Origin of the sequence: Pedobacter steynii, from assembly GCF_001721645.1 — a bacterium.
Taxonomy (GTDB): Bacteria; Bacteroidota; Bacteroidia; order Sphingobacteriales; family Sphingobacteriaceae; genus Pedobacter; species Pedobacter steynii_A.
Genome location: NZ_CP017141.1, coordinates 3964502 through 3988333 on the forward strand (window position 1 = coordinate 3964502; position 23832 = coordinate 3988333).

Here is a 23832-nt window from a genome sequence, read left to right on the forward strand (position 1 = left end):
TGGATTTAAAATGTCTAGTAATAAGTTAACCTGACTACACCCGCTAATTTTTTAGCCAGACGGATTACTTGTCTGGTATAGCCATATTCATTGTCGTACCAGGTATACAGTACTACTGATTTATTGTCTTTCGCCATAATTGTTGCGGGTCCGTCAATAATGGAAGCATGACTGTTTCCAATTAAATCGGTGCTTACCAGTTCATTAGAGATCGAGTATTCGATTTGCTCAGATAGGTCTCCGAAAAGAGATGCTTGTCTTAAGATTTCACTTACTTCTTCTTTTGAACTCACTTTATTTAAGGAGAGGTTCAGGATAGCAAGGGAAACGTTTGGTGTAGGGACACGTACCGCATTTCCGGTCAGCTTTCCACCCAGATGAGGAATCACTTTTGCCACTGCTTTATCAGCCCCGGTTTCTGTGATCACCAGGTTTAATGCAGCTGCTCTGCCTCTTCTGTATTTTTTATGGTAATTGTCTAACAGGTTCTGGTCATTCGTATAAGAGTGAACTGTTTCAATATGTCCTTTTTCGATTCCAAAGGCATCATCAATTAACTTTAATACCGGTACGATGGCATTGGTTGTACAGGATGCATTGGATAAAATGGTTTCATTGGCATAATCAATATGGGCATCATTGATTCCTGCAACCACATTCGGGATATCTCCTTTGGCAGGTGCGGTTAATAATACCTTGCTGATTCCTTTGGCAGTCAGGTGTCTGCCTAAACCTTCGCGGTCACGGAAAATTCCAGTATTGTCAATCAGCAATGCATCATGGATGTCGTACTGTGTATAGTCAACATCTTCCGGTTGTTTCGCTTCGATGAAATAAATGGTTTGCCCGTTGATGATCAGGGCTTTGTTTTCAAAGTCTTCCGTAATGGTTCCGTTAAAAGGACCATGGATAGAATCCGTGCGTAATAATTCACCTCTTTTGATCAGTTCTTCATCGCTATAGCTTCGGGTTACAATTGCCCTGAGGCGTAATTGTTCTCCTTTACCAGCCTGAAGGATTAGTTCACGTGCGGCAATACGACCGATACGACCAAAACCAAAAAGAACAACGTCTTTAGGTTTCAGATTGATTTTGTCTTTACCGATGTGTTTGCTGAGTTTACTCACTACAAAGTCGTTCATTGTAGGGTAGTTGTTGTTGTCTTCCAGCCATTCTGAAGCTAGTCTGCCAATGTCAACACGAGAAGGGGCAAGGTTACATTTAGAGATGGTAACGGCAAGTTCCAGTGTTTCATAAATGCCGATGTCTTTTCCGCTAACTTCCTTTGCATATTGGTGATGTGCCAGTATTTCACTGCTTCCAACATCAAATAAAGGTTTACGGAATAGTACCAGTTCAATAGATCTGTCGAACCAAAGCTGGCCAACAACGTTAATCAATTCAATCGCTTTTTTTTCTTTTTCAATCCAACTTTGAAATTCGGATTGGTATTTCTTTAGCATGCGTGGAATATTTTTGGTTAGAATGGCACAAAAGTAAAAAAGATTGAGCGAGTACCCAATCTTTTTTACTTATATAATTTCTCGCTTTGCCAGCGGGTCCGAACTTTTGATTAGCCCAGGTATGATTTTAATATTTTACTTCTTGAAGTGTGACGAAGACGTTGTAAAGCTTTGTCTTTGATCTGACGAACACGTTCGCGGGTTAAGTTGAATTTCTCACCGATCTCTTCAAGAGACAGGGGGTGATTGGTACTTAATCCAAAGAAAAGAACAATGATTTCACGCTCACGTTCTGTTAATGTAGACAGGGAACGTTTGATCTCTTCAGAAAGAGATTCATTGATCAGGCTGCTATCGGTATTTGGCTCATGGTTTTCCAACACATCCAATAAGGTATTTTCCTCACCCTGAACAAATGGAGCATCCATAGACACATGACGTCCGGAGTTACTCAAAGTATCAGAGATCTTATCTACCGTAGTCTCTAAGATGTCTGCCAGTTCTTCCGGAGAAGGCTCGCGCTCATATTCCTGCTCTAATTTAGAGAAGGCTTTACTGATTTTACTTAGGGAACCAACCTGGTTTAATGGCAAACGAACGATACGGCTTTGTTCTGCAATAGCCTGCAATATAGATTGACGAATCCACCAAACCGCATAAGAGATAAATTTAAAACCTTTGGTCTCATCGAAACGTTTTGCAGCTTTAATTAAACCCAGGTTACCCTCATTAATTAAATCCCCTAACGTTAAACCTTGATTTTGATACTGTTTTGCCACGGAAACCACGAAACGTAGGTTAGTCTTTGTTAAACGTTCTAATGCGGCCTGATCTCCCTCGCGTATTTTTCTTGCTAATATTACTTCTTCTTCGGCGGTGATTAAATCTACTTTACCAATTTCGTGAAGGTATTTGTCTAAAGATTGACTTTCGCGATTGGTAATGGATTGCGTGATTTTGAGTTGTCTCATTTATATGCTTTGGTACTCGTTATGTGTTTGAACGTGCAAAAGTAAGAATTTAAAGGCAATTTGAAAACATAAATTCCTGAAAATGTTACAGTTTACAACTGTTATTTCTACAATATTTTAACAGCAATAATTATTCCAAAATACTTTTGTCAGTATTTTGAGCCCTTATTGATTGTTGACCTATATTTATTGTTAAGCAATAAATATAGGTTGATTAATAACATTAAATCCATTATGTAAGCATAGAAATATACTTTGTCTTGCAGAAGTCAGAATCGAAAATTACTTAAAGCGAAATTTTCAAATACGGTCAGTTGAAAAGGAACTGCCAACTGACACAAAAGGAAAAGAAATGAAAAAAAGATTTGAAATCCACTCATCCGATCAGAACTTACTAATGATCATCTCTTTTGTTTTTCTTTTGATTAGACTTTAAAGAAGCTTGCTGTTTTTATAAAGACCGGGCTGAAATTCCCATGATTGAGAGAAAGGCTCCCCATTTTTATGATCACTATAAGGTATAGAATTCTGCAGCTGTATGGATACAGAGAAGAAGGGTAGGGCTATGCTATAAATTACAAAGCCTGTCAGCTTTTCTTAGTAAAGGAAGCTGACAGGCCTGTTTTAAAATATTTGATACGATTAGGTCAGATCTGATACTTCTGCATCAGGCGCATTCTTTTTAACAGATTCAATTCCATTATCCCGGCTTGCTTCGGACTCATACATTTCACTGGTACCAATAATCTGTCCGTTGGTAGCCTTTAAATTGAAGTAAGGTTTTCCATTGGTGGAGGTTTTTCTATCAAATTTGCTATCGTCCTGTGAGTTCTTTTTAACAGATTCGACGCCATTAAGGCAATTGCTTTTTGTGGTATAGCCTTCACTTGTTAAGATGACCTGACCATTACCAGCTTTTAAATCGAACTGAAATTCACCGTTCTTTCTTGTTTTGATCTCGAATTTTCCCATAATCGTGTTTTGTTTTATTTTAGTTCTAGGTTGACTTTATTCATCCAATTTAGAAAAAAATAAAGGCTAAACAAAAATCAGCGGAATTATTTTTTTGTTAAGCTATTGCCGGATATGGGTTTGAAAGTAGCCGGGCTTTTTTAAATACTATCCAGATTAAATGTGCGGTCAAGTCTGATGCCCTTTTCGGTTTGCTGAAGCGTACAGCATTCATTCACTGCATCATGTTCCAATACGAGAATATATTCTTTCTCTGCGGCCTCCTGAAGGAAAGCTTTTTTCTCTGTCAGAGTTGTTAGCGGGAACATATCATAAGCCATTACATAAGGCAGCGGGATATGGCCTACAGAAGGAAGTAAATCTGCCATATATACCAGGGTTTTACCTTTATATTGAATTTGTGGAAGCATCATCGCATCAGTATGGCCATAGGCAAAACGAATGTTGATCCCTTCATGAAAGGAAACGCCCTCTATATCCTCAACGAAACGCAATTGTCCACTTTCCTGGATCGGAAGAATGTTCTCTTTTAGAAAGGAAGCCTTCTCTCTGTCATTCGGATTTACTGCCCAGTCCCAGTGTTTGGCATTACTCCAGTAAAATGCATTTTTAAAAGCAGGACGAAGTTTGTCTCCCTGGCGGATGATAGAACCTCCGCAATGGTCAAAGTGCAGGTGCGTTAAAAAGACATCGGTAATGTCGTCTCTTGAAAAGCCTTTGGCAGCTAAAGAGCGGTCCAGGGTATCCTCCCCATGCAGGTAATAGTGTCCCATAAACTTTTCGTCCTGCTTATCACCGATGCCATTATCGATCAGGATCAGGCGATCACCATCTTCGACGAGCAGGCAGCGCATGGCCCAGGTACACATGTTATTCGCGTCAGCGGGGGTGGTTTTCTGCCAGATAGATTTAGGGACTACGCCAAACATGGCTCCTCCGTCTAATTTAAATAATCCGGTATCAATGGTATGTAAGTTCATATTGAAATTCGGTTAGGGAAAAGTAAATGTAAAAAAAAACCTGTTGAAAGCTCAACAGGTTTTTAGGACAGTGTTTCTTTTTTATAAGTGAATTACTTCACCATAAGCGTCAGCAGTTGCTTCCATAATCGCTTCACTCATAGTAGGGTGAGGGTGTACAGATTTTAGCATCTCATGACCAGTAGTTTCCAGTTTACGGGCTACCACAATCTCTGCAATCATTTCTGTAACATTTGCGCCGATCATGTGGGCACCTAGCAGTTCGCCATATTTGGCGTCATAGATCATTTTTATAAAACCATCTTTTGCACCTGCTGCACTCGCTTTACCTGAAGCAGAGAATGGGAATTTACCAATCTTCAACTCATATCCGGCTGCCTTGGCTGCTTTTTCAGTATAACCTACAGAGGCAATCTCCGGGCTGCAATAAGTACATCCTGGAATATTGTTATAATCTAAAGGTTCTGGTTTATGGCCTGCGATTTTTTCCACACAGATGATTCCTTCCGCAGAAGCCACGTGAGCTAAAGCCTGACCAGGAACGATGTCACCGATTGCATAATAACCTTTTATATTGGTATTGTAGAATTCATCTACTACCACTTTACCTTTTTCGGTTTTGATGCCTACTTCTTCTAAACCTATATTTTCAATGTTGGCAACCACACCAGCTGCAGAAAGAACGATGTCACATTCTAAGGTCTGCATACCTGAAGCTGTTTTAACCTGAACTTTGCAACCTGCACCGCTGGTGTCAACAGATTCAACGCTGGAAGAAGTCATCACTTCAATACCTGCTTTTTTGAAGCTGCGCAACAATTGTTTTGAAATATCTTCATCCTCTACCGGAACGATGTTTTCCATGAATTCAACTACGGTCACTTTAGTTCCTAAAGTGGCATAGAAGTAAGCAAATTCCACACCGATAGCGCCGGAACCTACTACAACCATAGATTTTGGTTGTTCCGGTAATACCATTGCCTGTCTGTAGCCAATGATTTTCTTACCGTCTTGTTTTAAATTAGGCAATTCTCTTGATCTGCCTCCTGTAGCCAATATAATACTGGTTGCAGTATAGTCTTTTTGTGTTCCGTCAGCAGCTTTCACTTCCACCTTGTTTCCAGGTTTCGCTTTTCCGGTACCCATGATCACGTCAATTTTGTTCTTCTTCATTAAGAATTGAACACCCTTGCTCATGCCGTCAGCAACACCGCGGCTGCGTTTAATTACAGCAGCAAAATCAGCCTCAGCTTCAGCGGTTTTGATTCCGTACTCAGCAGCATGGTTGATGTATTCAAAAACCTGTGCACTTTTTAACAAGGCTTTGGTAGGGATACAACCCCAGTTAAGGCAGATTCCGCCTAAAGATTCGCGTTCTACTACTGCAGTTTTCAAACCTAACTGAGAAGCTCTTATCGCAGCTACATATCCACCAGGACCGCTGCCTATTACAATTACATCGTAGTTCATATCTTATTAAAGGAATTTTAACTTAAGTAATTGCCAAAATTAAAAAAATTGTTCATTAATACTGCTTCTTAGATTTTAGTAACATGCTTTTACTCCATATAATTTGAATATGTTACATTTTTATGAAGGAGATCTGTTTTTAACAGAAAAACAATTTGCTGGTAAACTGAAAGTTACAGATGTTAAATAACATGTTAAATGTTGAAAAATATTGTGATATTTAATAATAATTTAACATTGAAACCAATGTGCTGGATAAATTAATATTTACCTTTGTCGCGATATTTAATATTGTGATATCATAAAAAAACGAAAAGTAATTAAAAAAAGTATGAAGAAATCATTACTAATTAAATTCGTGGTCATGATCTTAGCCTTTGCGGGAACGTTCTCTGCAGCAGTGGCTCAGGTTACAACCACAAACATGACTGGTACTGTAAAAGACTCAAAAGGGCCTTTGCCTGGAGCGAGTGTAAAAGCAGTACATACACCTACAGGAACCTCTTACGGGGTAACATCAAATGCTGATGGAAGGTTTACCCTTTCAAACTTAAGAGTTGGCGGACCTTATAAGGTAGTGCTTAGCTTTGTTGGTTATGAGCCGCAGACATTCGATAACGTTTTTGTTAAGTTAGGAGAGCCTTACGTGTTAAACGCTACCTTAAGTGACAACAGTGCAACATTAGCTGAAGTAAACATTGTATCCAGCAATCCAAATTCTATTCTAAATTCAAACAGAAGCGGAGCTACTACAACGGTTACCAGACAACAAATCCAGAATTTACCAAGTATTTCACGTAGTGTGAATGACATCACCAGATTGACTCCTCAATCTAATGGTACTTCAATTGGTGGTGGTAACTACCGTCAAAGTAACTTTACTGTGGATGGATCGAACTTCAACAACCAGTTTGGTATCGGAGCGAACGTTCCTGCTGGTGGTGCTCCGATTTCATTGGACGCTCTTGAGCAAATCTCTGTAAACGTAACTCCTTATGATGTAAGACAATCAGGATTTACAGGTGGTTCCGTGAATGCGGTAACCCGTTCAGGTACAAATGATTTCTCAGCCACAGCTTTTTACATGATGAGGAATCAGGATCAACAGGGAACTAAAGTTGGTGATTATAGAATTACAACAATTCAACCTTATGCTCAGAAGCAATATGGTGCAAGTTTAGGAGGTCCAATAATTAAAGATAAGTTGTTCTTCTTTTTAAATGCGGAGTTTAACAAGGAAGTGTCACCTGGTCAGTCCAGAACAGCTGCTACTCCTTCGAAACCTTTTGGACCAGATGATAACGTTGCCCGTCCTACTGCGGATTTTATGAATGAAGTGAGCAATTACTTAAAATCAAAATATAATTATGATCCGGGAGTATATCAGGGTTACAGCAATAATAGTAACAATGATAAATTATTAGCTCGTTTGGATTGGAATATTTCCAAAGATCATAGTTTGAACCTACGTTATAACCAGGTTGAAAGTAAAAGTCCGGTTGGGGTAAGTACTTCTAGAAGCCCATTCACTGGGTATGCTACAGGGGCAGGTCGTACAGATAAAAATGCCTTATGGTTCTCTAACTCAAATTATTATCAGGATGCTAATCTTTACTCTTTCGCTGGTGAGTTAAACTCATCATTTGGAAGTAAGTTTTCAAACGTTTTACGTGGAAGCTGGACACATCAGAATGACCCACGTAGTTCAGATAGTGATATCTTCCCTTTAGTAGATATTTTGGATGGTAATGGTGTTCCATTGACTACGTTTGGTTATGAGCCATTTACTTATGGTAACTTACGTGATGTGAAGACCTATTCATTTACGGATAACTTTTCTATGGCTTTAGGAAAGCATAATATTACTCTAGGTGTTCAGGCTGATTTCAGTAAAACTCAAAATGGTTTCCAACGTTTTGGAACCAGCTATTATACTTTTAATACCTGGGCTGATTTTGTCAACGGTGCTAAACCGAGAGATTATGCGATTACCTATTCACTATCTCCAGGTTTTGAACAAGCATATCCGACGTTTAAATTCAATCAATATTCGGCCTATTTACAAGATGAGTTTAGTGTAACCGATAGATTAAAAGTTACTGCAGGTGTTAGGGTAGAGAAATTTAGCTTCCCTGGTGTTGAAGAAATTAAGTCCAATCCTTTGGTTACTCCACTTACTTTTGCGAACGGTGAAAAAATGGATACTGGTGTATTACCAGGATCAAACATCATCTGGTCTCCAAGATTTGGATTTAACTGGGATGCTTTAGGTGACCGTTCATTACAAATCCGTGGTGGTTCTGGTATCTTCAGAGGAACCGTTCCTTATGTATGGATCGTTTCACAATCTGGTGACTCCGGTATGTTACAGTTTACTCAGACTTATGCTGGTCAGGCAAATACTCCTGGTCCGTTTAACCCTAATCCAAATGCCTATTTACCAGCAACACCTCCAGTGGGCGGAACTTCTATTCCTAACCCGGTTAGTGCTATCTCTCCTAATTTTAAATCGCCTAAAACATGGAAAAGTAATTTAGCATTTGATTTTAGACTTCCTGGTGGTATTGTTGCTACTTTAGAAGGTATCTATGCAAAAGACCTGAATACTGCAATTGCAAGAAATATCAACCTGGTAAATCCAACTGCATTAAATATCACCGGGTACCCTGATAACAGAATGGTTTACCCAAGTGCAAATCAGGATAAATTCGTAAATCCATTAGTTGGTGGAAAACCTGTTGCCAACGGTACAGCTGGAGGTCAGGCTTTAAATGCTACAGTGTTAGACAATGCAAAAGGTGGTTATAACTGGTCTGCTACTGCTCAGTTAACGAAGCAGTTCAGTAATGGTATATCAGCTATGGTTGCTTATACACATAGTGATGGCCGTAACTTTGGTAATGGCGCCGGAGATCAGCTGCAGAACTTATGGTCTATTCCTCAAACTGTAGGAAACTCAAATATTCCTTCATTAAGTTATAGCAGCAACTTGTTACCTGATAGAATTGTGGGATCTCTTTCTTACAGAAAAGAATACATGAAAAACCTGGCAACATCAATCAGTGTATTTTATGTTGGTTCTATTCAGGATAGATTCACCTACGCTTATAGCTCAGACTTTAACCGTGATGGACAGACTAACGATTTGATCTACGTTCCAAAAGACCCTTCAGAAATTAAATTTGTTTCTAAAACGATTACTGTGGACGGTGTATCTAAAACATTTACGGCACAAGAACAAAGCGATGCATTCTTCGCTTATGTCGCTCAGGATGATTACCTGAAGTCACGTCAAGGACAGTATTCAGAGCGTAATGGTGCTAAAATGCCGTGGTTACACCGTTTTGATGTGAAATTGGTTCAAGAGGTATTCAGAAATGTTGCTGGTAAGAAAAATTCATTCCAGTTTACTGCTGATATCCTTAACTTTGGTAACCTGTTGAATAAAAAATGGGGAACTATGAAAAGAGTTAACGCTGCAAGTATTTTACAGCCTACCAATACTTCCGCAATGGGAGGTAGTACTGTGCCTACTTTCAGATTGGCTGACTTTAACAATGATTTAGTAAGGAAATCTTTTAGTGATAACCAAACTTTCCTTTCTACTTATTATATGCAATTTGGTGTTCGTTATAATTTTAACTAATACCACCATATAAATTTTAAATAAAAAGGGTTGCTGATCATCAGCAACCCTTTTTATTTAAACAACAGCTAAAGACTTACTGCTCTTTAATCACTAGCATCCAGCCTTTCCCTTTCGGTACCAGTATCTCTTCCTGATCTTTAAAACTTGCTGCCGGCTGGAAGTTCTTCACTTCCGCTGCGGTAATCGTAGCCTTTGCCGGATCAATGCCTAAAGCTTTCCAGTCGATATTTAACTTCACTTTTACATCTTCCTCTGCCCAGCTTGCCAGGGCAACCAGCACATTTTTGTCTTTTCTGTAAATGGTTACAGGAATACTGGCCTGGTTGCTCTTCACCGGATTATTTTCTACCCAGTAGCCGATCATTTTACTACCCTGCATCCCAAAATTGTCCCATGCTTTCCATATTGGACGAGGGTCAGCACCATCGCTCCATGGCATTCTGTTGGTCATTCCATATACCATTCCCCTCCAGGCATTTCCACCATCCTGCAGCATTTCTCCCATCAGTCCGAAAGGAATCCCTGAAACTTCTGTAAGGAAAAAATCGGGGCTGTTTTTATCGTAGTAAAAGTACTCTCCAAACCACAGGCGGTTCAGGTAAGGGAAATGCTCCATATAAAGGTTCGCACTGTTGTTAAAACCATCACTCTTATTGTACTGATTGGCGGAGTGAAGGTCAATAATCCCGGGATGTCCATCTTTAGTTAGTACCCTTTTGATGCGTTTCATCGTGGTGCGGTCAAAGGCCACATCATCCAGGTAGATGCCGTCTATGCCGATATTTTTTACCAGCCAGTTCATCCCCTCTACATAATAGTTATGCCACCTGCTCATCCCGCTGTTCACTACAGCTGCATCTTTTATTTCAGGTACATACCAGGCTGCGATATAGTCTTCACCCAAGTGTTCCTGTAACCAGGAATAACCTCTGCCTTGTCCGGGAGAATAGATCTCATGCCCCAGGCTGCGCAAAGGAAAAGTTTCATAAGCACTGTTGGACAACTCACGGACGGTATTGTAGATCTTTACTTTGAGGCCTTTCAAATGGGCCTCATTGATATAAGACTTCATCTCCTTGTGCGCAATAAAAGGATAATTGATAAAAGGATTGATCGGAGTAGCATGGTGGATGTTAATCAGGTTTGCTCCGGTTGCCTTAATCGTATCCAGGTTGTCATATTTATGATAGAACCTGTTGCTCCATTGAAAATCCGTGTTGATCGGATGAAAAGGTGTAATGAGCAAGGTGAAATTATAATATAATGTATCTCCCTTTTTCATGCTACGTGCACCACTATAATTATCAGATAAGATCGAATTTCCTTTTTTAAACACCTGAATTCCACCCTTACCCTCATTTCCCCAGGAGGATGGAAGGATTAATGGTTTCTGAAGGTAAAAATTTGTGTTAAGCGGACGTACATAATGATTGTCCCGTAAAGAATATTGTAATCCGGCATTTACATCCCCAATCCAGGCACCATCCTGGTTTTTATTGGCTACATCCCATTTCCATTTTAAAGTGTCAGGCCTGTTTCCTCCCTTTAATCCCAGACCCATCATGTATTTCGATGCAGCGGGTGTAAATGGAATGTGCAGACGGACATCTTCCAGATTGATATCCTTGGTGGCAATCAATTGAACCGTATAAGAAAGGAAACCATCAAATTCAATCGAACCATTTACCTGCATGGTTAAGCTGTCGGAAGTATTGGTCGTATTCCATTGAACGGTTCCGGCCTGCTTTTCTGTAAAAGTAACCGGGCTGTTTTTCCAGTTGATGTCTTTATGATTTTCCCTGGTCACATGAAAGTGAATCGGCTCGATCAGAATATCCTTAGCGGTAGTAGATAATTCTGTCATTTCCGGACTAAAGAACGTCTGGATCTGCGCAGGCAAACCATCCTTGTTTAAAGTAACCTGTCTTCCCAGTAAGCTAATGGTCTGATCTTTTACCACCAAAGGAATATAAGGTGCGATGACCTCATTCTTTTGCGCCAGTGTAGAGTTTAGCCAGGTCAGTCTTGTTTGTTTCCAGGGTTCATTTATGCCACCGTCCAGGGCCAGCTGATTGCCCACTTGTATGCTGATTTGAACCGGTGTAGCTGAAGTGCCATTGGCAGAAACAGTGGCCGTTCCAGTATAGGTTCCTGCACTGAGCTCCTTTGGAAGGTTGGCCAGAATCCAGAGTGCCTGGATTTTGCCTTTGCCTACATTTACTGTTTTTTGTAAGGCCTGGGTATTCCAGTTCGTTCCATCTGTATTCAGGCAGGAGAGGAGACTTGCGGGAATGCGGGCCCCTGTTTTACTTTTGAGGTCTGTAAACCGGACTTTAACATCATTGAGGTCTTGCTTTACCGGATAGATTCCCAGTTGAAAAGCAAAGTTTTCTCCTTTTGCTGCAGTTGCGGAGAAGGAGTTCATAAGACCCTTCAGTATCCATCGCTGCGGAAGATCAGTCGTCATTTTTATCGGATGCAAACGATCTTCAGGAAATACAAAATAAGATTTCTGAGGATGTTGCCTGATCAGGTCTTTTGTTTCTTTAGCAGTAGCAATAACTTCCATCGGGTAATAGCTGTTCATGGCATTCACCGATTGTATTTCCTGTACCTTAACCATTGCAGCATTATCCGTTGATGCCGGCCACTTTCCCTGCTCGGCTGTTGACCTCTTAAGGTAGGTCGCATTTGGATAGTTCGAGCGGCCATCCACTTTATAAGGCATATAATAAACATAGTATGTTCCAATGCCGGAGCCTGGCTCAAAATAGATGGTACCTTGTTCTCTGTTGATATGCTCGACTTTTACATGGGCCACTTTCTGATTAGTTTTGGCATCTACCACCCAAATCTCTTTCTGTTCCGGCTGCGGATCTCTTCTTCGCCATGGAATAATGGCCTTTGCAACTTTTCCTGCACTGGTTACCTGAAGGACCACCCGGTGATTTCCCAGTGAGTCTGGATTCCAGGCATCATTTCCATTGGTGTATTTTAGCTCCTGTGCCGATGCGGTGCCGGCAAGAAAGATAAAAACAAATGGCATTAAGTATTTTTTCATACGAACGGTTGTGTTGATTTGTATTTAAAATTAGGAGTTATTTGACCTGATCTGTAATATATATCAACGCAATCGTTTGATTAGGAGTGTTTTGGTCGGTTTGGCTATTCCCGACCCTTTAAAATCAGATATTGCTGGGCGGAATCACAAAGCGCACTGAAGGCTGCTTCCATCATAATGACGTCCTTAATCACCATTGCAACCCCAGCCATTCCAATTGCTGGATGGTATTTGTTAAGCAGCAGCAAGATGCCTGGAAAGAGCCTCGCCCTTCTTCAATGTACAAAATCGTATAACGTGAATATTGAACAGGCAGCGTTAATTCCCCGGCTTATATCTGCCGGAGCGATAACAAACAATCTCCGGAAGAGGAAACGACTTTTTTTTCTGTTGATTTCAAGGATGGAATATTTTAACCGAAAGAGATGATTAATCCCAAATTTAGAATTAATCATACATTTAAGGCCTTAAAGATTGAAAATATAAAAAGCATGACCGAAAAGAGCATTAGTGATTACATCAATGAATTATTTCCCCGGTTTGAACCTGCATTAAAGGAGGTGTTAATTAAAGAGGTAACCATAAAAGATTTTAAAGCTGCGGAGCTACTCCTGCAAACGGGCCAGTATTTCAGGTCTACGGTATTGGTCGTGAAAGGTAGAGTGAAACTTTATCGGGAGGGAACAGACGGTAATGAGTTTTTTATGTACGATCTTCAGCCTGGTGATGCCTGCGCACTTTCTATGATTTGTGCGGCAAAACAGGAATCCAGTAAGGTTCTGGGGAAAGCGGTAGAAGACAGCACGGTTTTAATGGTTCCGATTGAGCTGATGGACGAATTTATGAAACTGTATCCAAGCTGGTATTATTTTGTAATGGAAACTTACAGAGCCAGATTTGAAGAGCTACTGCAGGTAATCGATAGCATTGCCTTTAACGGACTGGATGTACGACTGGGCTTTTATCTTAAAAAACAAGGGGAACAACTGGCACTAAAACAGCTGAATTTAACACATCAGGAAATTGCCAACGACCTGAACTCTTCCCGGGAAGTGATCTCCAGATTGCTTAAAAAAATGGAACAAAGAGGCGAAATCCGCCTGCATAGAAACTATATTCAATTATTAAACTAACTCTTGTGACAAAAGTCACCGGATCTCAGACGAAGAATCTTCATCTTTGTCTTAAAGCTTATTATTTATGGAAGTTGTTGCATACCTGGCCTCAGCGCTGATCGGTATTTCTTTAGGATTGGTTGGAGGAGGTGGGTCAATTCTGACCGTTCCTGTGCTGGTTTATCTTTTTGGAATTCCTCCCTTACTGTCTACCTCTTATTCTTTATTCATCGTAGGATGTACCAGTCTGGTTGGTGCCTGGCAGAATTATAGAAATGGCCTGGTTCAGGTAAAAACAGCCTTCCTCTTTGGCATGAGCTCTATCACTACAGTCTGGCTCAGCCGGAAATTCCTGATTCCGGTGATCCCTCAGCATATCGCAACATTTGACCATTTTGAGCTGACAGAAAGAATGTTGATGATGGGATTGTTTGCGATCCTGATGGTGACCGCTGCAATTGCCATGATCAGAAATGGAAAACAAGAGGAAGTTTTACAAAAAGAGAATGAAAAATTAAATCTGCCAAAGTTGTTAATATATGGGGTAGGAATCGGCTTAACTACTGGTCTGTTAGGGGCGGGAGGCGGATTTTTACTGATCCCGACACTGGTGGTATTGGTGGGGCTTCCAATGAAAGAAGCCATTGGAACTTCCCTTTTTATCATTGCACTGAACTCATTAATTGGGTTTTCAGGAGACTTTGGACATTTTAAAATCGACTGGTTATTTTTACTTAAAATTACCGCGATTGCCGTTGCCGGAATTTTTATCGGCAGTAAAATAAATACGAAAGTAAACAGTAAAAGGCTAAAAACGGGCTTTGGATGGTTTGTATTACTCATGGGGACATATATCCTCTTAAAAGAAATTCTTTAAAATTATGATAGACTTCATCAGACAACCCTGGCCCTGGTATTTCTCTGGTTTTATGATCGCGCTGGTCATGCTCCTGTTGATCTTCTGGGGAAAATCATTTGGCTTTTCTGCTAACCTAAGGACCATCTGTAGTATGGCAGGGGCAGGAAAGAAGGTCAGATTCTTTAATTTTGACTGGAAGGCCCAACGCTGGAACCTGCTGTTTTTATTGGGATCCATTATTGGCGGATGGATTTCTGCTCAGTTTCTAAGTAACCCGAATGGCCTGGAATTGTCGCCAGAAACGATCACAGACCTGAAAACACTGGGTATTCATTTTAATGGCGCACTCAATCCCGACGAGCTGTTTTCCCTTAACGCACTGGCAGCGCCTAAAACATGGTTGCTGTTGTTGTCCGGAGGCATTCTGGTTGGATTTGGCTCCAGATATGCGGGTGGCTGTACCTCAGGACATGCAATCTCAGGCTTGTCAAATCTGCAACTGCCTTCTCTGATCGCGGTAATTGGCTTTTTTATCGGTGGATTGATCATGACCTGGGCAATCCTCCCTTTTATCCTTTAAAAAATTGAAAACATGAAGTCAGTAAAATATATACTTGCCGGAATACTTTTCGGCATCATCATGACCAAATCTGAAGCCCTGTCCTGGTTCAGGATCTATGAAATGTTTCGCTTCGAGTCGTTTCAGATGTATGGCATTATCGGAACAGCTGTTGTTCTTGGCGTAATTTCCGTTTTCTTGATTAAAAAAATGCATTGGAAAGATTCTGAACACCAGCCAATTCTGTTTAAGGATAAAGAACCTCCATATACAAAGTACATCATCGGCGGGACGATATTTGGTTTGGGATGGGCCTTAACGGGAGCATGCCCGGGGCCGATGTTTGTGAACCTTGGCTACGGTTATCTGACCATGGCCATTGTGATTGTCGGTGCTTTGCTGGGAACCTTCCTGTATGGGCTGATTAAAGATAAATTACCTCATTGAGCGATGTGTGACTTTCATCACTAAAAAAGCAGTCAATAATACTCAGATTTGCATAGATAAAGGGTTTTACGTTAAAAAAAATAAAGATGATTATAGAACAATTTAAAGATGAATTTTTAGCCCATTATAGTTATGCTATAGTTAGTGAATGTGAACAGAAGATCGTTCTGATCGATCCTTCACGTAATCCGGAGCCTTATTATGAGTTTGCAAAACAGTTTGAAGCAGAGATCATTGGGGTGATAGAAACTCATCCCCACGCTGATTTTGTGAGCAGTCACCTGGAAATTCATCAGCATACCGGCGCTACCATATATGCACATAGTTTAACAGGAGTTGCTTATCCTTTTACCCCTTTTGATGAAGGGGAGGAAATCAATTTCGGTAAAATAAAACTGAAAAGCCTGCATACTCCGGGGCATTCTCCTGATAGCATATCTATTGTGCTGGAGCATAATGGTCAGGATAAAGCGGTATTCACGGGAGATACTTTGTTTATAGGTGATTGCGGCAGACCTGACCTGAGAGAGTCGGTAGGGAACCTGCAGGCAAAAAGAGAGGAGCTGGCTAAAAAAATGTTCCATTCCCTCAGAGATAAAATGATGAAACTGGATGATGATGTGCTGGTTTATCCTGCCCATGGCTCAGGAACATTATGTGGTAAAGCACTTAGTACGGCAAATTCAAGTACTATAGGAGCAGAAAAGGTGGGTAACTGGTCCTTACAGGAGATGACCGAGGAAGATTTTGTGAAAGAACTGACTACAGATCAACCTTTCATTCCTAAATATTTTGGCTTCGATGTGGACCTCAACAGGAAAGGTGCAGCTGAATTTAAACCGCAAATAGAAAAAGTGAAGACGATAGTTAATCCTGATCCTGAATCACTCAACCCGGCTATTGTAGTGGTGGATACCCGTCCGGAAAATCTGTTTAAAGAAGGGCATCTGCCGGGAGCAATAAATATTGTGTATGGTAAGAAATTTGAAACCTGGTTGGGAAGTATTGTTAAACCTGCTGAACGTTTTTATCTGACAGCAGCAAATGAGGAACAGTTGCAGGAACTGATCGGTCGTACGGCAAGTATCGGTTATGAGGATTTTATTGAAGCTGCATTTGTAACCCATACCGGTGATGTAATTATGCCGGTAATGCCTTTGGAATATTTTATGGCCAGTCCGGATGATTTCACCATCATTGATGTTAGAAATGAGAATGAGGTGAAAAAGAAAACCGTCTTCAAAGGTTCTTTAAATATTCCGCTGGGCGAATTAAGGGAGCGTATTAAAGAAGTTCCGGCAGGAAAGCCCATTGTGGTGCATTGTGCAGGAGGAAGCAGAAGCGCAGCAGGAAGCAGCATTATTGCTGCGGAATTAGGGGCCGAAATTCCGGTGTACGATTTAGGAGGAGCAGTCCGCGATTTTAATCAGGCAGAAAAATAGGCTTAATAACCTTAAGACAATACGATGGCAGTTCCCCTTGATAAAGAAGCGCTCCTAACCGCAATCCAAACGAGTTATCAAAAGCTGAAAGGAGAGATCGCGCATATTTCCGAAGATCAGGCGATAAAAGCAGAACTGGAAGGACATGTAAAAGGTACAAAAATGACAGTACTGAACCTGCTGTCATACCTTTGTGGATGGGCGGAATTGGTACTGAAGTGGGAGAAAGGAAAGAAAGAGGGCCGGCCGGTCGACTTTCCGGAAACCGGATATAAATGGAATGAGTTGGGAAAGCTGGCGCAAAAATTTTATGTAGATTATGATGGAGACAACCTGGAAACGATTAGCCGCAAACTCGACCTGGCGGTAGAAAGGATCTTATCCCTGGTAAAAGAAAAAAGTAATGAAGAGCTGTATGGAGTGCCCTGGTACGATAAATGGACGATGGGAAGAATGATTCAGTTTAATACGGCTTCACCTTACGTTAATGCGAGAGGACGCATCCGCAGATGGAAAAAGGAAGGATAAATGACCAATTTTTGCCTTAATCTTTGATTTAATTATTGTATAATCTAAATAATAATGTTATCTTCAAGTATATAAATGAAAGGGAATCACGAATTAATACGTTCTCCTACATAGTCTTCAGCAGCTCTTCAATAAAAAGGGTTGCTGATTTTTTTTTGAAAGCCCCCTTCTGCCATAGGATAAAAGCTTCTTTATGGAGTTCTTTTCCAATAATTGGAATGGCAATAAGGTTATCCCAGCCGGTAATTGCTTTTTCGTTAATGATCGTGATCCAGTTGCCAGTGTCGACGAGAGACAGCAGAGAATGAGTGTCGTTCATCTCGATTTTGATGTTGGGAATGATGTTGTTCTTTTTAAAAATCTGATCAAGCATGTCTCTTGAACTGAATCCTTTATTGGCTAAAACCATTTCTTGCGGTCCGAGGTCTTTCAGGGAAATTTTACTCAGTTGTGCCAGTGGATGGCTTCTGGAAGTTACCATTTTGATTCGTGAAGTAAACAGCAACTGCATATCCAGGCCGTCATTGTCAGATTGTTCATGGAAAGCAAGGATAAAATCAAGGTCCGCATTTTTCAGCCTCAGTTCCAGCTCCCCTGCAATGCCGGATTCTATATGGAGTTTAATACCAGGATACTTTTTTGAAAAGGGCGTGAGCGAAGGCAGTAATAATGAGCTGAAAGCATAAGTTACTCCGACCCTAAGCTCCCCGTTAACGAGATTGTTTAATTCAAATATGGCTTGCTTTGATTTTTTTACCTCCTGCAAAATCTGTCTTGCATGTTTCAGAAATAGTTTTCCCGCTTCGCTGAGCTGTACATGTTTACCTATCCGGTCAAACAGGGGCATTCCTAATTCTTCTTCCAGCTGTTTGATCTGCTGGGATAAGGTAGACTGAGTGACAAAACACGCTGCAGCAGCATCCGTGAAATGCAGCAACTCTGCAGCTTTGATGAAATAATTCAGTTGTCTAAATTCCATAATCGATCGGTTAAACTAATCAATATGATTAAAATTATCAATTTTACAAATATATAGTTAATGCCGAAATTTGAGCCATCACAGAAATAAATCCTATGGCACTATTCAGATCGCTTAAATCCAGAAACTTCAAGCTGTTTTTCTATGGACAATCCATTTCCTTAATTGGAACATGGATGCAGAAGACGGCAGTGAGCTGGTTGGTGTATCAATTGACAGGATCAGCGTTGTTGTTAGGGGTAGTGGGGTTTGTGAGCCTGATCCCCTCGCTGCTGCTTTCGCCTTATGCAGGCAGCCTGGTCGACAGACATAACCGCTACCGGATCCTGGTTATTACGCAGATTGCATCCATGATGCAGGCGGGAGCATTGGCAGGAATCATATTTTTTGGATACCATAATATACTCCTGATCGTTGTGCTGAGTCTTATCCAGGGGATCATCAATGCCTTTGACATGACCTGCCGACAGTCGTTGATGGTAGAAATGGTAGATGATAAAGAAGACCTTCCGAATGCAATTGCGCTAAACTCCACGATGGTGAATTTTGCACGCATTGCGGGGCCGGCAGTAGCGGGAATTATCCTGAGTGCCTTTGGTACAGATATCTGTTTCATCGGGAACTTTCTGAGTTATGTGCCGGTACTGATCTGTCTGTTTATGATGCGCCTCAATGTCACCGCGATCGGTAAATCGGAGAAAAGCATCTGGACTGAACTGGAAGAAGGGTTTAAGTATGTATCCGGAGATAGAGACCTGAGTAGTATGATCCTCATACTTGGCATGAGCAGCTTGTTTGTGATGCCTTTTAATACCCTGATGCCCATGTTTGCAAAAGATATATTTAACGGTGATGCGCGGACTTTCAGCTGGTTTGAAAGCGCAGCCGGCCTGGGCTCTATCTTAAGTGCCATCTATCTGGCCAACCTTAAAAACAGCAATGGCCTGATCAAAATGGTGACGATAGCGGGAGTAATCCTGGGTGGAAGTCTGCTGTTCCTGGCCTACGCTCCTCAACTGCCCTTCGCCTTATTTTTTATGACACTGGCAGGAGTAGGGATGATGGCGCAGACCTCCGCAATCAATACGTATATACAAACACATTCAATTCCGGAGATGCGCGGCAGGGCAATTAGTTATTATGTAATGGCTTATCAGGGAATCATACCCATCGGTAGCCTGCTGATTGGCTGGGCCGCAAACCTGATAGGTCCGAGGCCGGCAATCTTCATTGAAGGGACGATCGGCATCACCGCAACTGTAGCTTTTATCATTTACCGAAGCAGGTATTCCCAAAGAAAGACGCTTAGCGTGTAATTCCTAACCTATAACTGGTCCCAATTACTTAACTTTGGTGTATCACTAACTAATTTATTATATCATGAAAAAAACAGTTTATCTGCTGTTGTGTGCATTGGTGTTTTCCTTTGCGAATACAGCCAAGGCAGATGAAGGGATGTGGATCCCGATGCTGATAGGAAAGAACTATGAGCAAATGAAGAAACAAGGCTTTAAGCTAAGCGCAAAAGACCTTTACAATGCAAATGGTTCGAGCCTTAAAGATGCTATCGTTCATTTCGGTGGTTTCTGTACCGGAGAGATTGTTTCTGATAAAGGATTGATCTTTACCAACCATCACTGTGGTTATGATGCAATAGCTTCTAACTCAACAGCTCAAAACAACATTCTTGACAATGGTTTCTATGCCAAAAATTATGGTGAAGAAAAACCTATCGATGGTTTATTTGTACGTTTCCTTCTGAAAATGGAAGATGTAACGGATAAAGTAAATGAAGCAACCAAAGGATTGAAAGGCGCAGAGAAAGCTTCAAAAATGACGGAAGCCTTCAATACCATCGCTAAAGCTGCGGTAACAGGCCCTACAATCGAAGCAAACGTAAAAGACTTCTATAAATCAAACCAGTTTATCCTTTTCGTTTACGAACGTTTTGATGATATCCGTCTGGTAGGTGCACCTCCTCAGAATATCGGTAAATTCGGTGGTGATACAGACAACTGGGAGTGGCCACGTCAAACAGGTGATTTCTCTGTATTCAGAGTATATGCCGGTAAAGACAATAAGCCTTCGAAATATACCACAGAAAATGTGCCTTATGCACCAAAAAAATTCCTTCCGGTTTCTATCAAGGGAGTGAAAAATGGTGATTTTTCTATCGTTTACGGTTATCCAGGCCGCACAGACCGGTATTTAACTTCTTACGGTGTTGATCTTGCAACTGAAAAAGTAAGTCCGACGATCGTGAAATTACGCGATATCCGTCTGAAAGCATGGAAACAGGAAATGGATAAAAGTGTAGATACCCGTTTGAAACTGTCTTCACAATATGCAAACATCGCTAACTACTGGAAATATTTTATTGGTCAGACTGAACAGCTGAAAAGACTTAAAGTTGCCGATTCAAAAAGAAAAGAAGAAAAAGAGTTTACAGAATGGGCAGCTCAGAAAACTGAATTTGCTGGCCTGATGGATCAATATGCTCAGATTTATAAAGATATCGATCCGATCTCTGTACAACGTACTTATATCAATGAAGGCTTTATGGCCTCAGGATGGGTGCCAAATGCAATTTCTATCGGTCGCGCATGGACTGCAATGGACCAGAAAAAAGGTGATGCTGCCTTTGCTGAAAAAGTAAAATCAAGCATCAATGGTTCGATTGCCGGTTACGAAGAAACTTATGTGGAAGCTGCTGATAAAAAGATCTTCGCTAAGATCCTGGCTGCTTTCTATCAGGATGTTCCTACAAAATCACAACCTAAGTTCTTCGCCGAAATTGCAGAGAAATACTGGACAGGAAGCCCTGAAACAACTTTTGAGAAGTACGCGGATTACCTGTGGGAAAACAGTAATTTCATTAAACCGGAGAAACTGAAGAAATTTATCGCTTCTAATCCAAGCCTTGATGCCATTAAAGCTGATCCTGGATATAAATATGCGGTAAACCTGCTTCCTGCGGATTATGTAAAAGCAAACTTCGGATCTCTGGTAGCTGATTTTGAAACTAAAAAAGCAGAACTGGATAACCTCTACCTGAAAGCAATCCTGGAAAAAAATGCAGGAAAGATCATGTATCCGGATGCAAATTCAACAATGAGGTTGTCTTATGGAAATGTTCAGGACTACGCTCCAAAAGATGGGATGTCGTATAAAACTACGACAACGATCGAAGGAATCATGCAAAAATATGTTCCTGGTGATGGCGAGTTTGACCTTCCTGCTAACCTGATCGAAAACTACAATAAAAAGAACTTCGGCCAATATGGTAATGATGGTACTTTGACGGTAGGATTCATTACCAATAATGACATTACTGGTGGTAACTCTGGTTCACCGGTGATCAATGGCAATGGCGAACTAATCGGCCTTGCTTTCGATGGTAACTGGGAAGCAATGAGCGGTGATATCGCATTTGATAAGAAATTTAAACGCACAATCTGTGTGGATGTACGCTATGTGTTGTGGTGTATTGACGTTTTAGGTGGCGCTAAGAATATAATTGATGAGCTGGACATCAGAAAAGATGGTGTAGCTCCGAAGAAAGCTGTTACCAAGAAGTAATGTGAAAAAAATGTTCCTCTTTTCATCCTCGGATCTTTGCTGAAAAGCAAATATCCGGATGTCTTCAAAGAGGAACATTTTTTTTGGGGAAAAGAGAGATCCTGCCCGGGATTAAGGATCTTGCAGGGTTTCAGATTAAAGGACTTGTAAGATTTCAGATAAAGATCCTTGTAGCACTCAGATTAAAATACTGTTTTAAAACTAACTGAAAGGGGTTAAGCATCATGTTTAACCCTTTTTTTATTTGCTCCTTTTTATTGTTGAAGCAATTCGCCTTGTCCAGGATGATAACTATGGGTGGGAATGAGCAATATTTCAATAAAAAAGAAGCATTCTCTGAAAAGGCATAGAAGGCTTTGCGCCCTTCAGCGCAAGGTTTTCAGCCTTTGAAGAGTGATGCTTCTTTTTTAAGTAAGAATAATCTTTTTAACTAAGAATAATTGGAAACGAAAGAGCTAAATAACAAAAATCAGGAACACAAAAAAACCGGCACTAAATAATGCCGGTTTCCTTAATAATATCTGCTTCGGTTAGTTATATACAAACGTACCTTTTTCGCTTTGAATCGTTACCTGTTTCTGTGATGATGATTCTACACGGCCAATAATCTGTGCCTCAATGTTAAAACTATTAGAAATTGCAATAATCTCCTGAGCAATAGCTTCCGGAACATATAGTTCCATTCTATGTCCCATATTGAATACTTTATACATTTCTTTCCAGTCGGTGCCTGACTGCTCCTGGATCAATTGGAATAAAGGAGGAACAGGAAACAGATTGTCTTTAATGATATGTACATCATCATTTACAAAATGAAGCACTTTAGTCTGGGCGCCACCACTGCAATGTACGATGCCATGAATCTGATCTCGGTGTGCTTCTAAAACTTTTTTAATGACAGGTGCATAAGTACGGGTAGGGGAAAGCACTAACTTTCCTACAGTAATTTCTGTCTCTTCATTTATTTTGATGGTGTCAGTCAGCTTTTTGCCTCCGGAAAATACCAGGTCAAAAGGAACTGAAGGATCGAAACTTTCAGGATAGTTGTTGGCGATGGATTTCTCGAAAACATCATGTCTGGCAGAAGTTAATCCATTTGATCCCATTCCACCATTATATTCGGTTTCATAGCTGGCTTGTCCTGATGAAGAAAGTCCTACAATCACATCTCCCGCTTGAATTTTATCATTGCTGATGATTTTATCCCGCTCAATTCTGCAGGTTACTGTAGAGTCAACGATGATGGTGCGAACAAGATCACCCACGTCGGCGGTTTCACCTCCGGTAGAATAAATGGAAATTCCAAGTGCTCTTAATTCTGCCAGGATCTCTTCAGTGCCATTGATAATTGCAGCAATCACTTCTCCTGGGATCAGGTTTTTGTTGCGTCCAATGGTAGAGGATAAAAGGATCTGATCTGTAGCGCCTACACAGATGAGGTCATCGATATTCATAATGATGGCATCCTGTGCAATTCCTTTCCATACGGAAATATCACCTGTTTCTTTCCAGTAAACATAGGCCAGAGATGATTTTGTCCCTGCTCCGTCTGCATGCATAATGTTGCAGAATGCTTCATCATTTCCCAGGATATCCGGGATGATTTTACAGAAGGCTTGCGGAAAAATACCTTTATCTATATTCTTGATGGCTTGGTGCACATCTTCTTTTGACGCAGAAACGCCACGTTGGTTGTACCTGTTATCACTCATGTTGTTGCAAAGATAGGGAAACGCCCGAATGTTAAAGCGTTAAGCG

At 40.8% G+C, this 23832-nt stretch carries 17 protein-coding genes; 9 read left to right on the forward strand and 8 right to left on the reverse strand.

Features of this window, described 5'->3' with window-relative positions; all coding sequences use genetic code 11:
* Positions 1-14: 14 nt before the first annotated feature.
* From BFS30_RS16620 to lpdA, 5 genes are all read right to left on the reverse strand, one after another.
* Entirely contained in the window at positions 15-1463 is a 1449-nt protein-coding gene (locus tag BFS30_RS16620) for a glyceraldehyde-3-phosphate dehydrogenase (protein ID WP_069380321.1), read from the reverse strand.
* Positions 1464-1573: 110 nt separating this feature from the next.
* Positions 1574-2434 carry a sigma-70 family RNA polymerase sigma factor gene (locus BFS30_RS16625; RefSeq protein ID WP_008242129.1) on the reverse strand — a complete coding sequence of 287 codons (861 nt, stop codon included), beginning with the start codon at positions 2432-2434 and terminating at the stop codon, positions 1574-1576.
* 642 nt (positions 2435-3076) lie between these two features.
* Positions 3077-3409 carry a YegP family protein gene (locus tag BFS30_RS16630; RefSeq protein WP_420488425.1) on the reverse strand — a complete coding sequence of 111 codons (333 nt, stop codon included), beginning with the start codon at positions 3407-3409 and terminating at the stop codon, positions 3077-3079.
* Between the two features lie 137 nt (positions 3410-3546).
* On the reverse strand, positions 3547-4386 hold the full coding sequence (locus BFS30_RS16635; protein WP_069380323.1) for an MBL fold metallo-hydrolase: 840 nt from the start codon (positions 4384-4386) through the stop codon (positions 3547-3549).
* Between the two features lie 81 nt (positions 4387-4467).
* Complete coding sequence (gene lpdA, locus BFS30_RS16640; RefSeq protein WP_069380324.1) at positions 4468-5856, reverse strand: dihydrolipoyl dehydrogenase; 1389 nt, start codon at positions 5854-5856, stop codon at positions 4468-4470.
* Positions 5857-6187: 331 nt separating this feature from the next.
* Here lpdA and BFS30_RS16645 point away from each other — a divergent pair, with 331 nt between their 5' ends.
* Entirely contained in the window at positions 6188-9502 is a 3315-nt protein-coding gene (locus BFS30_RS16645) for a TonB-dependent receptor (RefSeq protein ID WP_069380325.1), read from the forward strand.
* Between the two features lie 76 nt (positions 9503-9578).
* On the opposite strand, the gene BFS30_RS16650 is transcribed toward BFS30_RS16645, so the two are convergent.
* Positions 9579-12566: a glycoside hydrolase domain-containing protein gene (locus BFS30_RS16650; protein WP_237028591.1), complete on the reverse strand. Its 2988-nt coding sequence runs from the start codon at positions 12564-12566 to the stop codon at positions 9579-9581.
* 491 nt (positions 12567-13057) lie between these two features.
* On the opposite strand from BFS30_RS16650, the gene BFS30_RS16660 reads away from it, so the two are divergent.
* The 6 genes from BFS30_RS16660 to BFS30_RS16685 all read left to right on the forward strand — a co-directional run bounded on the left by BFS30_RS16660 (position 13058) and on the right by BFS30_RS16685 (position 17516).
* Positions 13058-13699: a Crp/Fnr family transcriptional regulator gene (locus tag BFS30_RS16660; protein WP_157262940.1), complete on the forward strand. Its 642-nt coding sequence runs from the start codon at positions 13058-13060 to the stop codon at positions 13697-13699.
* Positions 13700-13766: 67 nt separating this feature from the next.
* Positions 13767-14558, forward strand: coding sequence for a sulfite exporter TauE/SafE family protein (locus BFS30_RS16665; protein WP_069380327.1), 792 nt, complete (start codon positions 13767-13769; stop codon positions 14556-14558).
* Positions 14559-14562: 4 nt separating this feature from the next.
* Positions 14563-15120, forward strand: a complete 558-nt coding sequence (locus BFS30_RS16670) for a YeeE/YedE family protein (protein WP_069380328.1) — start codon at positions 14563-14565, stop codon at positions 15118-15120.
* Between the two features lie 12 nt (positions 15121-15132).
* Entirely contained in the window at positions 15133-15546 is a 414-nt protein-coding gene (locus tag BFS30_RS16675; RefSeq protein ID WP_069380329.1) for a YeeE/YedE thiosulfate transporter family protein, read from the forward strand.
* 86 nt (positions 15547-15632) lie between these two features.
* Entirely contained in the window at positions 15633-16988 is a 1356-nt protein-coding gene (locus BFS30_RS16680; protein ID WP_069380330.1) for an MBL fold metallo-hydrolase, read from the forward strand.
* Positions 16989-17012: 24 nt separating this feature from the next.
* Positions 17013-17516, forward strand: coding sequence for a ClbS/DfsB family four-helix bundle protein (locus tag BFS30_RS16685; protein WP_069380331.1), 504 nt, complete (start codon positions 17013-17015; stop codon positions 17514-17516).
* A 106-nt stretch (positions 17517-17622) separates the two neighbouring features.
* On the opposite strand, the gene BFS30_RS16690 is transcribed toward BFS30_RS16685, so the two are convergent.
* Positions 17623-18495, reverse strand: coding sequence for a LysR substrate-binding domain-containing protein (locus tag BFS30_RS16690; RefSeq protein ID WP_069380332.1), 873 nt, complete (start codon positions 18493-18495; stop codon positions 17623-17625).
* Positions 18496-18590: 95 nt separating this feature from the next.
* On the opposite strand from BFS30_RS16690, the gene BFS30_RS16695 reads away from it, so the two are divergent.
* Both BFS30_RS16695 and BFS30_RS16700 read left to right on the forward strand, forming a co-directional pair.
* Positions 18591-19811, forward strand: a complete 1221-nt coding sequence (locus BFS30_RS16695) for an MFS transporter (RefSeq protein WP_069380333.1) — start codon at positions 18591-18593, stop codon at positions 19809-19811.
* Positions 19812-19875: 64 nt separating this feature from the next.
* Positions 19876-22074: a S46 family peptidase gene (locus BFS30_RS16700; protein ID WP_069380334.1), complete on the forward strand. Its 2199-nt coding sequence runs from the start codon at positions 19876-19878 to the stop codon at positions 22072-22074.
* Between the two features lie 530 nt (positions 22075-22604).
* Here BFS30_RS16700 and BFS30_RS16705 read toward each other — a convergent pair.
* Positions 22605-23786, reverse strand: coding sequence for an AIR synthase related protein (locus BFS30_RS16705; protein WP_069380335.1), 1182 nt, complete (start codon positions 23784-23786; stop codon positions 22605-22607).
* Between the last annotated feature and the right edge of the window lie 46 nt (positions 23787-23832).

What these genes read in the sequence shown, in the direction of transcription:
- BFS30_RS16690 (WP_069380332.1), bottom strand. Translation starts at nt 18,495, where the DNA reads ATGGAATTTAGACAACTGAATTATTTCATCAAAGCTGCAGAGTTGCTG.
- BFS30_RS16625 (WP_008242129.1), bottom strand. Translation starts at nt 2,434, where the DNA reads ATGAGACAACTCAAAATCACGCAATCCATTACCAATCGCGAAAGTCAA.
- BFS30_RS16645 (WP_069380325.1), top strand. Translation starts at nt 6,188, where the DNA reads ATGAAGAAATCATTACTAATTAAATTCGTGGTCATGATCTTAGCCTTT.
- BFS30_RS16660 (WP_157262940.1), top strand. Translation starts at nt 13,058, where the DNA reads ATGACCGAAAAGAGCATTAGTGATTACATCAATGAATTATTTCCCCGG.
- BFS30_RS16650 (WP_237028591.1), bottom strand. Translation starts at nt 12,566, where the DNA reads ATGAAAAAATACTTAATGCCATTTGTTTTTATCTTTCTTGCCGGCACC.
- BFS30_RS16685 (WP_069380331.1), top strand. Translation starts at nt 17,013, where the DNA reads ATGGCAGTTCCCCTTGATAAAGAAGCGCTCCTAACCGCAATCCAAACG.
- BFS30_RS16695 (WP_069380333.1), top strand. Translation starts at nt 18,591, where the DNA reads ATGGCACTATTCAGATCGCTTAAATCCAGAAACTTCAAGCTGTTTTTC.
- lpdA (WP_069380324.1), bottom strand. Translation starts at nt 5,856, where the DNA reads ATGAACTACGATGTAATTGTAATAGGCAGCGGTCCTGGTGGATATGTA.
- BFS30_RS16670 (WP_069380328.1), top strand. Translation starts at nt 14,563, where the DNA reads ATGATAGACTTCATCAGACAACCCTGGCCCTGGTATTTCTCTGGTTTT.
- BFS30_RS16700 (WP_069380334.1), top strand. Translation starts at nt 19,876, where the DNA reads ATGAAAAAAACAGTTTATCTGCTGTTGTGTGCATTGGTGTTTTCCTTT.
- BFS30_RS16620 (WP_069380321.1), bottom strand. Translation starts at nt 1,463, where the DNA reads ATGCTAAAGAAATACCAATCCGAATTTCAAAGTTGGATTGAAAAAGAA.
- BFS30_RS16675 (WP_069380329.1), top strand. Translation starts at nt 15,133, where the DNA reads ATGAAGTCAGTAAAATATATACTTGCCGGAATACTTTTCGGCATCATC.
- BFS30_RS16705 (WP_069380335.1), bottom strand. Translation starts at nt 23,786, where the DNA reads ATGAGTGATAACAGGTACAACCAACGTGGCGTTTCTGCGTCAAAAGAA.
- BFS30_RS16635 (WP_069380323.1), bottom strand. Translation starts at nt 4,386, where the DNA reads ATGAACTTACATACCATTGATACCGGATTATTTAAATTAGACGGAGGA.
- BFS30_RS16665 (WP_069380327.1), top strand. Translation starts at nt 13,767, where the DNA reads ATGGAAGTTGTTGCATACCTGGCCTCAGCGCTGATCGGTATTTCTTTA.
- BFS30_RS16680 (WP_069380330.1), top strand. Translation starts at nt 15,633, where the DNA reads ATGATTATAGAACAATTTAAAGATGAATTTTTAGCCCATTATAGTTAT.